Genomic DNA, 13,522 nt, shown 5'->3' with positions numbered 1-13,522 from the left:
GTAAAATGAGAGTAGAAACATATCGGAAGGTTTGAGAATCATGGCTGACTATTGGAATGACGTATTGCCTGTAGATCCTTATACGGTCAAAAGCCGTTCGCTTCTTCAGGATGTCGACAGACAGGTTTTGACACATCTGTACCAGCCGCTGATCGGTTCTTTTGCATTCTCCCTTTATATGACCTTGTGGGGGGAGCTTGAGCAGAACCGCTTGTGGGGAGCGGAATCCACGCACAGGCAGCTGATGGGCATGATGCAGTCAAATTTAAAAAAGATTCATCATGAACAGGGAAAGCTTGAAGGAATCGGACTGCTGAAAGTGTATATCCGGGAGTCCGAGCAAAAAGAGCGGATGTTTATTTATGAGCTGCTGCCCCCGCTCAGGCCGAATGATTTTTTTGAAGACGGCATGCTGAATGTCTTTCTTTATAACAGAGTCGGTAAAACGAAATACCAGCAGCTGAGACAATTTTACACGCACCCTTCCGTCGGCGCGGGCGCAAGGGAAATTACCCGTCCGTTTAATCACGCTTTTGCCTCTTTTCAGCCGAGTGAATGGAAAATGACGCCTGATATGGAAGAGGCGATGAAGCTCCCCGAGGACTATGAGACGGCGTCTGTCGGACAAGCGCCATCCTATACGGTGACGGAGGAAGTGTTTGATTTTGAGCTGTTTTTGGCGGGGTTATCAGAAACGATGATACCGCGCAAATCAATCACACAGGATGTGCGGGAGAGCATTAAAAAGCTTTCATATTTATACGGAATAGATCCTATCTCCATGCAGCACGTCGTCATGACCGCAATTAATGAACAGGATACGATAACGGCCGAAGCGCTGAGGAAAGCGGCCAGCGACTGGTACCAAATTGAAAGAAGCGGCAAGCTTCCCGAACTGATTGATAAAACACAGCCTGTCACCTTGAGAGAAAATCGGACGGAAAAGGACGATTCATTGAACGGCGAACTCATCGCACAGCTTGAGACCATATCACCGAGAAAGCTTCTTCAGGACATTGCGGACGGGACCGAGCCGTCAAAAGCCGACCTGCAGATTATCGCCGATATTATGTTCGAACAAAAGCTTGAGCCCGGCGTCACCAATGTGCTGATTTATTATGTCATGCTGAAAACGGATATGAAGCTGTCCAAAAACTATATCCAAAAAATCGCCGCCCACTGGGCCAGAAAGAAAGTCAAAACGGTACGGGAAGCAATGAAGCTCGCAATCGAAGAGCACAGGCAATATCTTGATTGGGCGGACGGCAAAACAAACGGCGCGGCGCGCGGCAAAAAAACCGTCCGGGAAGAAAAGCGCCCTGATTGGATGAAAGAAGAAGAAACCGGGAAGAAACAAGAACAGACGGCTCTTTCCGCACAGGATCTTGAAGAACAGAAGAAAAAAATGATGGAAGAAATGAAAAAACTGAAAAAATACTCTGCCTATTGAGACAGAGAAGCGGGGTGATATTGAATGGAACCGATCAGCCGATCCTTAGAAGGCGTGACGAAAAGACCTGACTTTCAAAAACGCCTGGAACGAATGCAGCAGCAAGTTATGGCCGACGAAGACGTCCAGGCTTTTTTGAAGGAACAGAAAGATGTTATCAATCAAAGCATGATTGACAGAGGGTTAAATAAACTGTACGAATTCGTTCAGCAAAGCAAACAGTGCGCCTTCTGTTCGAAAGACAGCCGGACGAACAGCCTGCTTGAAGGCTACCATCCGAAGCTTGTGATCAACGGGCGTTCCATTGATATTGAATATTACGAATGTCCGGAAAAGAGAAAGCTCGACCGCCAGAAAAGGCAAAAGTCCCTGATGAAGAGCATGTATATCCAGCAGGATCTTCTCGGCGCGACGTTTCAGCAGATCGACATTACCGATCCGAGCAGACTCGGCATTTTCCAGCATGTGACGGATTTTCTGAAGAGCTATAATGAAACGGGAAAAGGCAAAGGGCTGTATCTGTACGGAAAATTCGGAATCGGAAAGACATTTATTTTAGCCGCCATTGCCAACGAACTGGCGGAAAAAGAGTATTCATCAATGATCGTATATGTTCCCGAATTTGTCAGAGAGCTGAAAAACTCGCTTCAGGATCAGTCGCTGGAGGCGAAACTGAATATGGTGAAAACGACGCCCGTACTGATGCTTGATGACATCGGAGCGGAGTCAATGACAAGCTGGGTCAGGGATGAAGTCATCGGCACCGTGCTTCAGCACAGAATGAGCCAGCAGCTTCCCACTTTCTTCTCGTCTAATTTTTCACCAGACGAGCTGAAGCATCATTTTACGTATTCACAGCGGGGAGAAAAGGAAGAAGTAAAAGCGGCAAGACTGATGGAGCGGATTTTATATTTGGCTTCGCCCGTCCGTCTTGACGGGGAAAACCGCCGCCGTTCATGATGCCGGCGTCCAATGGGAAGGATTTGAGGGAATGAGGAATAAGAAGGCTGTCACTTGGGCTGCGGCTGCGGCGGGAGCGGGTCTTTTGCTGTGGGCAAACCGCAAATATCTGAATCTGTCGCCTAAGGAGATCCGGCTGTGGGTGTTATCGTTCGGTGTTTTTGCGCCGCTTGTGTTTATCGGAATTTCCATCGTCAGGCCTTTTGTGCTGTTTCCCGTATCAATCGTTTCCGTCGCCGGAGGATTGGCGTTCGGCCCGTTTTTCGGCACCATGTATACGCTGGCGGGCTCAATGGGCGCTGCCGCCGCGTCTTTTTTTGCGGCGGGGCTGTTTGCCTTTAATGAGAAAAGCCGTCATGGAAAAATGGAAGCCATTCAAAAGCAGATGAAAACCAATGGCTTCTTTTATATTTTTATCCTGCGCATTCTGCCTGTTAACTTTGATGTGATCAGCTATGCCGCGGGCCTATCGAAAGTCAGGCCGGTAACGTATTTTTTGGCGACCGCAGCGGGCATCATTCCGGGGACGATCGTCCTGAATGTGCTCGGCGCGAGCTTTATGTCCGGCAATGTGCTGGCCGTACTCTGCGTGATCTGTCTTTACGTCGTATTTTTATCGCTTCCCGTTATATTTAAAAAGAAGGTGCGTCATTTGTTCGGCGGTGAAAGCTAACCTTTACGTCTATTTTAAAAACATCCCCCATATACTTGTAACAGATGCCGTAAGGGGGGACAAATATGCTTGAAGTGATCTTTGAAGATGACCACGATACCGCCGCTTTTTTACATCTCATTCAGCAATCGGACGACCGGAGACATTTTATTGTCCGTGAAGGCATAAAAAAAGTCGGAATCGCAAGGTCTGAAACGGCTTTTTGCGTTCAGCGCTTTATTGAGCCGATACTTGTCAGGTTTTTTTTGGAATGCAAAGAAGACGAGCATATGCTTTCGCTTATTGAGGACGCATACTGCTTCACCGATCAGGATGAACAGCAGCAAATCCTTCAGCTTGCACACAGCATTATGGAAGGAGAGCTTGAGGATCATCCGTTTGAGCCGAAGAAAGAGCCGCGCACACAGTTTATTTCAGATGCGCTCCGGACGATTTCACTTGATGCGGGTGTTTTTTCCGTGCGTTCGTTTCAGACGTTCCGGCTCGGCAGGTATTATGAGAGGCTCAGAGAATATACGGAGGCCGCGATAGATGAATACCGGATGGAACAGGAATATCAAAACTTTATCCAGTCTCTGAGAGATTATGTGACATCCAATCCGCCGCGGATGAAGAAAGTCCGCATCGTACATGACCGGGCTTTTACGCTGTGGGAGCTGCGCTATGTGTCTGAACGGGAACAGAAAAAATACATAGACAGACGGTTTGTGCGGGAGCACCCGATGTATATAGATTCCCATCTCCTTGCGCCGCTGATCTCCATTGCGCCTGAGACGGTCGAACTGTATACGGACAAACCGGAACATATGATGTCAAGAACCATTCAAAACGTGTTTCAGGAGAGGGTGCGCCTTTTTCCGCTGGGCGCGTTTGCAGCCGAGAAGACGGAAGGATAGCCGCACGGACGGCCTTGTGTAAGCGGCGGGGCTGTCTGTGCGAAATCAGACGGAAAACCGAGTTGCATTTTTCTCACAGACATTTTATAATACATAAAAGATTAATGATTGCTACACGTATTGATAAGGACATGAAGCATTGATACCGGCTTTATAAGAGAGGAGAGCCCAGGCTGAAAGCTTTCCAGCTATGGATCATTGTCTTTACCGCCTTTGAACTTCAGCTGTGAACGCCGGAATAAGCGCCAGTAATAGCTGACGGGAACTCCCGTTACAGAGCTTAGAGCCGCAGTGCCGAAGCAATCGGCCGCGCGGAAAAAAGGGTGGAACCACGATTCCGTTTATTTAACCTCGTCCCTTTCATAGGGGGCGGGGTTTTTGATTTGCATAAAAAAAGGAGTGACGAAGATGTCAGATATGATCAACATCACATTTCCGGACGGAGCGGTAAAGGAATTTCCGAAAGGAACAACAACAGAAGATATCGCGGCATCCATCAGTCCGGGATTAAAGAAAAAGTCTTTAGCCGGAAAACTGAACGGACAGGAAATTGATTTAAGAACGCCGATTCAAGAGGACGGTGCCGTAGAAATCATTACAGAAGGCACAGAAGAAGGTTTGAACATCATGCGGCACAGCACGGCGCATTTATTGGCCCAGGCGATTAAACGCATTTATAAAGATGTGAAATTCGGAGTCGGCCCCGTCATTGAAAACGGGTTCTATTATGACGTTGAAATGGAGCAGGCGCTGACGCCGGATGACCTTCCGAAGATTGAAAAAGAAATGAAACGCATCATCGGTGAAAATCTGCCGATCATCCGAAAAGAAGTGAGCCGTGATGAAGCAAAAGCCATGTTTGCGGAAATCGGCGATAATCTGAAGCTTGAACTGCTGGATGCGATTCCAGAAGACGAAACGGTCTCTATTTATGAGCAGGGCGAATTTTTTGACCTGTGCCGCGGCGTGCACGTGCCGTCTACAGGCAAAATTAAAGAATTTAAGCTGCTGAGCCTTGCGGGCGCATACTGGCGCGGCGACAGCAAAAACCAAATGCTTCAGCGGATTTACGGCACGGCTTTCTTTAAAAAGGATGACTTGAAAGAGCATTTGCGCATGCTTGAAGAAGCGAAAGAGCGTGACCACCGAAAACTGGGCAAAGAATTAAAATTGTTTGCCAACTCTCAAAAAGTCGGACAAGGTCTGCCGCTCTGGCTGCCGAAAGGCGCGACCATCCGCCGCGTGATCGAGCGCTACATTGTGGATAAAGAGCTGAGCCTCGGTTATGAGCACGTGTATACGCCTGTCCTCGGAAGCAAAGACCTGTACGAAACATCAGGGCACTGGGATCATTATCAGGATACAATGTTCCCTCCGATGGAAATGGACAATGAAACACTTGTGCTCCGTCCGATGAACTGTCCTCATCATATGATGATTTACAAACAGGACATTCACAGCTACCGCGAGCTTCCGATCCGCATCGCCGAGCTCGGAACGATGCATCGTTATGAAATGTCCGGGGCGCTTTCAGGTCTTCAGCGCGTACGCGGCATGACGTTAAATGACGCGCACATTTTCGTCCGCCCTGATCAGATTAAAGAAGAATTCATCCGCACCGTCCGTTTGATTCAAGACGTATACGAAGACTTCGGACTGAGTGATTACACATTCCGCCTGTCTTACCGCGATCCTGAAGATACGGAAAAATATTTTGATGATGATGAGATGTGGAACAAAGCGCAATCCATGCTGAAGGCGGCAATGGATGAGATGGGGCACGACTATTATGAAGCGGAAGGCGAAGCGGCGTTTTACGGCCCTAAACTTGACGTGCAGGTGAAAACGGCGATCGGCAAAGAAGAGACATTGTCAACTGTACAGCTTGACTTCCTTCTTCCGGAACGCTTTGATCTCACTTACGTCGGAGAAGACGGCAAACAGCACCGCCCTGTCGTTATTCACCGCGGCGTCGTATCAACGATGGAGCGTTTCGTTGCTTTCTTAATCGAAGAGCACAAAGGCGCCCTTCCGACATGGCTTGCGCCGGTGCAATTCCAAGTCATTCCTGTATCACCGTCCGTGCATCTTGACTACGCGAAAAAAGTGCAGGAGCGCCTGCAGCGCGAAGGCCTGCGTGTCGAGCTTGACAGCCGGGACGAAAAAATCGGCTATAAAATCCGTGAAGCGCAAATGCAAAAAATCCCGTACATGCTTGTGGTCGGTGACCAAGAAGCGGAAAACGGCGCGGTAAACGTCCGGAAATACGGCGAGCAGAAATCAGAAACCGTCTCATTGGACGATTTTGTGAAAAAGGCTGTAGCCGAAGCGAAAAAATAACCGGAAATACAAAAAACCCCGTTCATTCAGAATGGGGTTTTTTAGCGTATAAAATTATCTTTCTTTTTGTTTCTCTATAATCGCAAACAGCTCGTGAAGACCGCTGATCACGTAATCAGGCGCAATGTCCGTATCATTTTTCTTTTGCGTCCGGTTTATCCAGACTGTCGTAATACCTGCCCGTTTCGCTCCCAATATATCAGTATTGAGGTTATCTCCGACCATAATGGCGTCTTCTTTTTTCAGGTTCAGGAGGCCGAGGCAATGTTCGAATATGGAGGCATCGGGTTTCCCTTTTCCGAAAGCGCCTGAGATGACGATTTCATTAAAATAAGGCGCGAGCTCAGGAACGCCGGCTAGTTTTTCTTTCTGCAGGCTGGGATCGCCGTTTGTCAGCAGAAGCAATTCATAAACACCTTTCAGCTTATCAAGCACCGCAAACGTTTCATCATACACATACGGGCGCTGTCTGCGTTCCGCCGCGAAAAACTCCGCCAAATATTCGCCGTAAGCCGCATCGTCTATACCGACGCTTTTTAAGCCGTTCGTCCAGGCGTTTCGTCTGTATTCCGGCGCAATCCGATTCAGCTGTTTAAATCCTTCGCTGACCGGCTCGGAAAAATTCGCCCATAATCCTTCAAACGGATTAATGCCGATCATGACCGTATAAGGATAGGTTTCGTATGACATATACAATTCCCGTGCCGCTTTCCGTACCGCCTCTTCAAATGTTTGCGGGTCAAGGCCATATTTTTTTTCCGCTTGTAAACATGTTTCCCTGAATGTTGTTCTGACGCTTTTTTCATCCCATAACAGTGTATCGTCCAAATCAAAAAATACGGCTTTCATGATCTTCTCCTCTTTGTTATATTCTGAAACTCTCTGCCGCAAGGCTCCCGTTTATTCTACAATAGATACATAGACTGTGAAAGATTTGTTTTCAGATGATTTGAAAAAAACAGGCAGGTTTGTGTCAGATTCTGTCTCAGGCTCTAAAACGTGATAAAATAAAATTTGAAAGAACAGGTGAAAAGTATGCTGCATTTGATCATCATGATGCTGGAAAGAGTCGGAATTATCGTCATATTGGGATTTGTTCTGGCTCATACCAGATTGTTCAGACAGGCGCTCCAGCAGCCTGAGAGCTATAAAGGCAAAGCGGTGCTGATTTCAATTTTCTCGCTGTTCAGTATCATCAGCAACTATACGGGAATAGAAATTCAGCGGAATACAATCATGAATAATGACTGGGTGTTTCAAATTAATCCGTCCGGTTCAATTGCCAATACAAGAATTATGGGCGTTGAAATCGGCGGACTCTTAGGCGGTCCGTATGTGGGGATCGGCGTCGGCATACTGGCCGGCCTGCATCGTTTATCACTCGGCGGCGCGACCGCAGTCAGCTGTGCCGTCTCATCCGTTTTAGCGGGCATTTTGTCCGGCTGGATCGGACGGTATTTCAGAAAACGCTACAGGATGCCGACACCGCGGGTGGCCGCGCTTGTCGGACTCGGAATGGAATCGCTGCAAATGCTGCTCATCCTCTTGATGGCCAAGCCGTTTTCTGATGCTTGGACGCTTGTGAGCATCATCGGCATCCCGATGATATTGGTAAACGGGTCAGGGACTTTTATTTTTCTTTCGATCATTCAGTCGATTATCCGGAAGGAAGAACGGGCGAGAGCCCTTGAAACCCACAGGGTGCTGATGATTGCCGATCAGACGCTTCCGTATTTCCGCCAGGGGCTGAATGAAAGCTCATGCAAAAGCGTCGCCGCCATCATTCACAGGCAAACAGGAACGGACGCGGTATCGCTTACGGATAACGAAAAGATTTTGGCGCACGTCGGCGCGGGTGCCGACCATCATATTCCGTCTGAAAGCCTGATTACCGGATTGTCAAAGCGCGTTATTAAAACGGGTCATATTATGAAAGCGACATCAAAGGAAGAAATTGAATGCACGCACGATCCCTGTCCGCTGCATGCGGCGATTGTATTGCCGCTGACGTCAAACGGCAAAACGATCGGGACGCTGAAAATGTACTTTAAAAGCCCGTCAGGTTTAAGCCGGGTTGAAGAAGAGCTTGCAGAAGGACTCGCCATGCTGTTTTCCACACAGCTTGAACTCGGCGAGGCGGAACTGCAGAGCAAATTGCTGAAAGACGCAGAAATAAAAGCGCTTCAAGCACAGGTCAATCCGCATTTTCTGTTTAATGCGATCAATACGATTTCTGCTCTTTGCCGTACGGATGTGGAAAAAACCCGAAAGCTTCTGCTGCAGCTCAGCGTCTATTTCCGTTCCAATCTCCAGGGGGCAAGGCAGCTGCTCATCCCGCTTTCTAAAGAACTGAACCATCTGCAGGCGTATTTATCATTGGAGCAGGCCCGTTTTCCCGGGAAATATAAAATCAGTCTTGAAATCGAACGCGGTTTGGAGGACATCGAAATTCCTCCTTTTGTGCTGCAGATTCTCGTCGAAAATGCGCTTCGCCATGCATTTTCAAGAAAGCAGGACAGCTGTGCCGTCAGTGTGAGCGTGGTATCCGCCGGTCAGTCGGTTTTAATGCGGGTTGGAGATAACGGGCGGGGAATTGATCCGGAATTGCTGTCCGTGCTCGGAAACCGTCCGCTCCCGTCTAAAGAAGGGACGGGAACTGCGCTTTACAATTTAAATCAGCGGCTGATCGGGCTGTTCGGCCCCAAGGCAGCCCTGCGATTGGAAAGTGAGACCGGCAAAGGTACGGACGTATCATTTGAGCTGCCTTTGAAACTGATGACTAAAGGAGAAGAACATGCTGAAGGTGTTAATCGTTGATGATGAAATGCTGGCAAGAGATGAATTAGCTTATTTGCTGAAACGGACGAATGAAGTAAGTGACATAAACGAAGCTGAAAATATTGAATCCGCTTTTGACAGTATGATGGATCAAAAACCGGATCTGCTGTTTTTGGACGTTGATTTGTCAGGAGAAAACGGATTTGATATTGCCAAACGGCTGAAAAACATGAAAAATCCGCCGGCCGTCGTTTTTGCGACGGCGTATGACCAATTTGCTTTAAAAGCTTTTGAAGTCGACGCACTCGATTATTTAACGAAGCCTTTTGATGAAGAAAGAGTGCGCCAGACGATCAGAAAGTTTAAAAGAGTGAAGCAGGACAGGGCAGGAGCCGTCTCGGAGCAGCCGTCCGCAGCCGGAGCGCATAAACTGGCTGTATCAGCCGGTGAATCTATTGTCATTTTAGATACGAAGGACATTATTTACGCCGGCATGGAGGACGGACACGTTTCCGTCAAAACGTTTGCCGCGTCTTATTCCGTTCATGAAACTTTGGCGGTCATTGAGAAAAAACTGCCTGATACGGGTTTCTTGAGAGTGCACCGCGCGTTCATCGTGAATACGGAGCATATTACGGAAATTCATCCGTGGTTTAATTCGACTTACAATCTGATCTTAAAAGACGGCTCTAAAATTCCCGTCAGCCGTACATACGCAAAGGACTTAAAAAAGCTGCTTCATATTATATGAGGCGGCTTTTGCATTTCAGCAGCCGTTTTTTGCATTTCAGAATGAATATTCAGCCGTTTGTTATGAAAGCGCTTTAAAAATCGATTTCTCTTTTATAATGGACCTAACAAAGAGAAAGAGGTGAAGAAAATGAGTGCGAAAAAAGTGTACGGATTTCTGACACAAGCATTTATTTTTGCCGTAATTATGCTCATATCTAATGGGATTGCAGCGATTGTCCCCATTCCTATACCCGCTTCCGTAGTAGGTTTGGTGTTATTATTTGTCCTCTTATGCCTGAAAGTGATTAAGCTTGAACAAGTAGAAACGCTGGGAACATCATTAACGTCACTGATCGGATTTTTATTTGTCCCGTCGGGCATCTCCGTGATGAATTCACTTGGCGTCATGCAGCAGTACGGCGTGCAGATCGCACTCGTCATCTTACTCGCCACCATCATTCTGTTAGGGGCGACGGGCCTTTTTTCTCAGCTGATCTTGTCTGTCAGCCAAAAACGTCAGAAGGCTGCTCCGGCTGATAAACAAACGGTGCGCCGTTCCAATCAGGAAAACGAACTTGTGCAGCATTAGGAGGGAAAACGGATGAGTCCATATTTCGGTATTGTCGTTTCACTTGCGGCCTTTGGCATCGGCACGTATTTATTTAAAAAAACGAGAGGCTTTTTCCTCTTCACCCCGCTGTTTGTCGCGATGGTGCTTGGAATCCTTTTTCTGAAGCTCGGCGGTTTTTCATATGAAGATTATAAAAGCGGAGGAGACATTATTAAATTCTTCCTGGAGCCCGCGACGATCGCTTTTGCCATCCCTTTATACAAACAGCGTGCCAAGCTGAAAAAATACTGGTGGCAGATCATGTCTTCCATCATTGTCGGCTCTATCTGCTCAGTCACGATTGTCTATTTGATCGCAAAAGGCATTCATCTCGACGCGGCCGTTATGAAAAGCATGCTTCCGCAGGCGGCGACAACGGCAATTGCCCTTCCGCTGTCAAAAGGGATCGGCGGCATCACCGACATCACCGCTTTCGCCGTTATTTTCAACGCCGTTATCGTCTATGCTCTTGGCGCTTTATTCTTAAAACTGTTTAAAGTAAAGCACCCAATCTCTAAGGGACTGGCTCTCGGCACATCCGGACACGCACTCGGTGTTGCGGTCGGCATTGAGATGGGGGAAGTAGAAGCGGCAATGGCAAGTATCGCGGTTGTCGTTGTAGGAGTGGTGACGGTGCTGGTCATTCCGGTATTCGTTCAGCTCATCGGAGGATAAACCCGGGTCATAGACCCGGGTTTTTTATTGTGTTGGCACGTCCGCGGGCGGCAAAGAACGAAATTTCACATTTTTCCTTGCGCTCACCCCGGCATCGTGTTAAAATGAAAAAGTTGATCCGGAGAAGTCATTCTTGACTAATGATCCGGTATTGTGTAGAATAGTTATTGAATTGAATATAAATCACAAGCAGAGGCACCCGCTTCTCACCTGATTGACACATTCATGTAGTTGGCAGGTTGACCGTACATTTTTATTTATGCAGATGTTCGTAGTGTGGGTGTGTTGTCATGCCCGCACTTTTTGTTTGCCTGCAGAATGCAGTCAAAAAGCGTTGTGAATCAATTCGAAGAAACTATGGAGGTGGCTCATTATTAGCAAAGATCAATTGGTTAATGAGGGTATCCGTGCACGTGAAGTTCGTCTGATCGGACAAAATGGCGATCAGCTCGGCATCAAGTCCCGTCAGGAAGCACTTGAAATCGCCGGCCGCGCAAATCTTGACCTTGTGTTAGTTGCAGCAAATGCAAAACCGCCTGTCTGCCGCATCATGGACTACGGTAAGTTCCGATTCGAGCAGCAGAAAAAGGACAAAGAAGCACGCAAAAATCAAAAAATCATTAACTTAAAAGAAGTTAGATTAAGTCCGACGATCGATGAGCATGACTTTAACACGAAATTGCGCAATGCGATTAAATTCCTTGAAAAAGGCGATAAAGTGAAAGCTTCTATCCGCTTTAAAGGGCGCGCAATCACTCATAAAGAAATCGGCCAGCGCGTATTGGACCGTTTCTCTGAAGCATGTGCGGAAGTTGCGACAGTCGAAACAAAACCAAAAATGGACGGCCGCAGCATGTTCTTAATGCTCGCGCCGAAAAACGAAAAGCAATAAGGAGGAAATCCCATGCCAAAAATGAAAACTCACCGCGGATCTGCTAAACGTTTTAAAAAGACAGGTTCTGGGAAGTTAAAACGTTCTCATGCATACACAAGTCACTTATTCGCCAACAAATCCCAAAAGCAAAAGCGTAAGCTTCGCAAGGGTGCTATTGTGAGCGCAGGAGACTTCAAACGCATCAAACAACAGCTTGCCAACATCAAGTAATCGGACAAGGAACAATTAGGAGGGAAATCTAATGCCAAGAGTAAAAGGCGGAACTGTTACACGTAAGCGTCGTAAAAAGGTTCTTAAATTAGCAAAAGGTTATTTCGGTTCAAAACATACATTATACAAAGTAGCAAACCAGCAGGTCATGAAATCAGGAAACTATGCATTCCGTGACCGCCGTCAGAAAAAACGTGATTTCCGTAAGCTTTGGATCACTCGTATCAACGCTGCTGCACGTATGAACGGTCTTTCTTACAGCCGTTTAATGCACGGTCTTAAGCTTTCAGGCATCGAAGTAAACCGCAAAATGCTTGCTGATCTTGCTGTAAACGATCTTACTGCTTTCAATCAGCTTGCTGATGCTGCTAAAGCTCAGTTAGACAAGTAAGTTGAAAAAGCCGCTCTCTTTCCGGGAGCGGTTTTTTTACGTAAAGGGTGACAATCAATGGCTCTCTTCATTTACGCCGTAGTGATAAACGGATACGGCTTTTGGATCATGGGCGCTGATAAAAGAAGAGCAAAGGCGCACAGGTGGAGAATATCAGAGAAACGAATATGGCTCACAGCCGCCATGTTCGGCTCACTCGGCGTATGGATCGGCATGCGCACCTTCAGGCATAAGACGAAACACAAATCCTTTTTATACGGGGTGCCGCTGCTTTTTCTCACTGAAGCCGCCCTTGTGCTCATGTATTTGATGTATAAAAAATAAAAAGCAGGAGAGCTTATCGCTCGCCTGCTTTTTTCGCTTTTTTGATGGGCTGGTCCCAATCAATCTTGCAATTCGGGTACCGCTCCAATACCTTTTTTTCGACTTCTTCAAAATCATCTGCAGAAAAGCGGTTCAGCTTTTCCGGATTTTCGGTCCATACAAATATTGTATGGATAAACAGCGGATGATCTTTGGAAGGGATATGCTTTTCTCCTTCAAAGAGCACTCCTTTATAAGTAAGCTGGAGATTTTTTCGCGTGTTTTTCTGTTCGTCAATAAAATAAAAATTCTCTTTTGATTGCGCCAGTCTGAGCCTTCTTTTCGGGTTTGCGTAAAATTTGACGCACATGTAAATAAAATAAATAAGAAGTGCAAGCAAGACAATCCTCAATACTGTAATGGCCATATGTGTGAAGGCACCTCCTCACCTTTGTCATGATCTGATGTAATACGAAAAACAAAACAAAAAGTTTCATTTTTTTAAAAGAAATAGATAAAAACATTTACCCGTTTTTCAGGCGAATTAATCGTATGCTTCAGCATTGGTTTTGTATAATAAGAAGGGTAGTGAAAAAAAGGAGGTTTATT

The 13,522-nt window shown here is 46.9% G+C and carries 15 protein-coding genes and 1 other annotated feature; of the genes, 13 read left to right on the top strand and 2 right to left on the bottom strand.

Annotation, left to right across the window (positions count from 1 at the left end):
- Positions 1-40: 40 nt before the first annotated feature.
- The 5 genes from L3V45_RS13585 (at position 41) to thrS (ending at position 6,319) form a co-directional block, all read left to right on the top strand.
- Positions 41-1,450, top strand: a complete 1,410-nt coding sequence (locus L3V45_RS13585) for a replicative helicase loading/DNA remodeling protein DnaB (protein WP_003152474.1) — start codon at positions 41-43, stop codon at positions 1,448-1,450.
- A gap of 24 nt (positions 1,451-1,474) precedes the next feature.
- Positions 1,475-2,410 carry a primosomal protein DnaI gene (dnaI, locus tag L3V45_RS13580; protein WP_007408085.1) on the top strand — a complete coding sequence of 312 codons (936 nt, stop codon included), beginning with the start codon at positions 1,475-1,477 and terminating at the stop codon, positions 2,408-2,410.
- 31 nt (positions 2,411-2,441) lie between these two features.
- A complete protein-coding gene (locus L3V45_RS13575; protein ID WP_014305557.1) occupies positions 2,442-3,083 on the top strand; it encodes a TVP38/TMEM64 family protein in 642 nt (213 codons plus the stop codon).
- Positions 3,084-3,148: 65 nt separating this feature from the next.
- On the top strand, positions 3,149-3,979 hold the full coding sequence (gene ytxC / locus L3V45_RS13570; protein ID WP_057080669.1) for a putative sporulation protein YtxC: 831 nt from the start codon (positions 3,149-3,151) through the stop codon (positions 3,977-3,979).
- 408 nt (positions 3,980-4,387) lie between these two features.
- Positions 4,388-6,319 carry a threonine--tRNA ligase gene (thrS, locus tag L3V45_RS13565; RefSeq protein WP_003152480.1) on the top strand — a complete coding sequence of 644 codons (1,932 nt, stop codon included), beginning with the start codon at positions 4,388-4,390 and terminating at the stop codon, positions 6,317-6,319.
- 54 nt (positions 6,320-6,373) lie between these two features.
- On the opposite strand, the gene L3V45_RS13560 is transcribed toward thrS, so the two are convergent.
- Complete coding sequence (locus L3V45_RS13560; RefSeq protein WP_234949422.1) at positions 6,374-7,168, bottom strand: HAD family hydrolase; 795 nt, start codon at positions 7,166-7,168, stop codon at positions 6,374-6,376.
- A 186-nt stretch (positions 7,169-7,354) separates the two neighbouring features.
- Between L3V45_RS13560 and L3V45_RS13555 the strand changes: the two genes are divergently transcribed.
- From L3V45_RS13555 to L3V45_RS13520, 8 genes are all read left to right on the top strand, one after another.
- Positions 7,355-9,136, top strand: coding sequence for a sensor histidine kinase (locus L3V45_RS13555; RefSeq protein WP_024085678.1), 1,782 nt, complete (start codon positions 7,355-7,357; stop codon positions 9,134-9,136).
- A complete protein-coding gene (locus L3V45_RS13550) occupies positions 9,114-9,848 on the top strand; it encodes a LytR/AlgR family response regulator transcription factor (RefSeq protein ID WP_014305554.1) in 735 nt (244 codons plus the stop codon). The genes L3V45_RS13555 and L3V45_RS13550 overlap by 23 nt, the downstream gene beginning before the upstream one ends.
- Before the next feature lie 129 nt (positions 9,849-9,977).
- Positions 9,978-10,418, top strand: a complete 441-nt coding sequence (gene lrgA / locus L3V45_RS13545; RefSeq protein ID WP_003152485.1) for an antiholin-like murein hydrolase modulator LrgA — start codon at positions 9,978-9,980, stop codon at positions 10,416-10,418.
- A 12-nt stretch (positions 10,419-10,430) separates the two neighbouring features.
- Entirely contained in the window at positions 10,431-11,114 is a 684-nt protein-coding gene (gene lrgB, locus L3V45_RS13540; protein ID WP_003152487.1) for an antiholin-like protein LrgB, read from the top strand.
- 181 nt (positions 11,115-11,295) lie between these two features.
- Positions 11,296-11,426, top strand: a sequence feature (ribosomal protein L20 leader region).
- Between the two features lie 58 nt (positions 11,427-11,484).
- Positions 11,485-12,006, top strand: a complete 522-nt coding sequence (gene infC, locus L3V45_RS13535; protein ID WP_071543361.1) for a translation initiation factor IF-3 — start codon at positions 11,485-11,487, stop codon at positions 12,004-12,006.
- 12 nt (positions 12,007-12,018) lie between these two features.
- Positions 12,019-12,219, top strand: coding sequence for a 50S ribosomal protein L35 (gene rpmI, locus L3V45_RS13530; protein WP_003152493.1), 201 nt, complete (start codon positions 12,019-12,021; stop codon positions 12,217-12,219).
- Between the two features lie 31 nt (positions 12,220-12,250).
- A complete protein-coding gene (gene rplT, locus L3V45_RS13525; RefSeq protein ID WP_003152495.1) occupies positions 12,251-12,610 on the top strand; it encodes a 50S ribosomal protein L20 in 360 nt (119 codons plus the stop codon).
- 57 nt (positions 12,611-12,667) lie between these two features.
- Complete coding sequence (locus L3V45_RS13520) at positions 12,668-12,934, top strand: DUF1294 domain-containing protein (protein ID WP_043867340.1); 267 nt, start codon at positions 12,668-12,670, stop codon at positions 12,932-12,934.
- 13 nt (positions 12,935-12,947) lie between these two features.
- Here L3V45_RS13520 and L3V45_RS13515 read toward each other — a convergent pair whose 3' ends face one another.
- On the bottom strand, positions 12,948-13,340 hold the full coding sequence (locus tag L3V45_RS13515) for a hypothetical protein (protein ID WP_014305553.1): 393 nt from the start codon (positions 13,338-13,340) through the stop codon (positions 12,948-12,950).
- Between the last annotated feature and the right edge of the window lie 182 nt (positions 13,341-13,522).

It is taken from the genome of Bacillus sp. R45, assembly GCF_021729365.1.
Taxonomy (GTDB): Bacteria; Bacillota; Bacilli; order Bacillales; family Bacillaceae; genus Bacillus; species Bacillus velezensis.
Note: the sequence above shows the minus strand (reverse complement) of the source record. Positions and strands in the feature narration are given on the sequence as shown.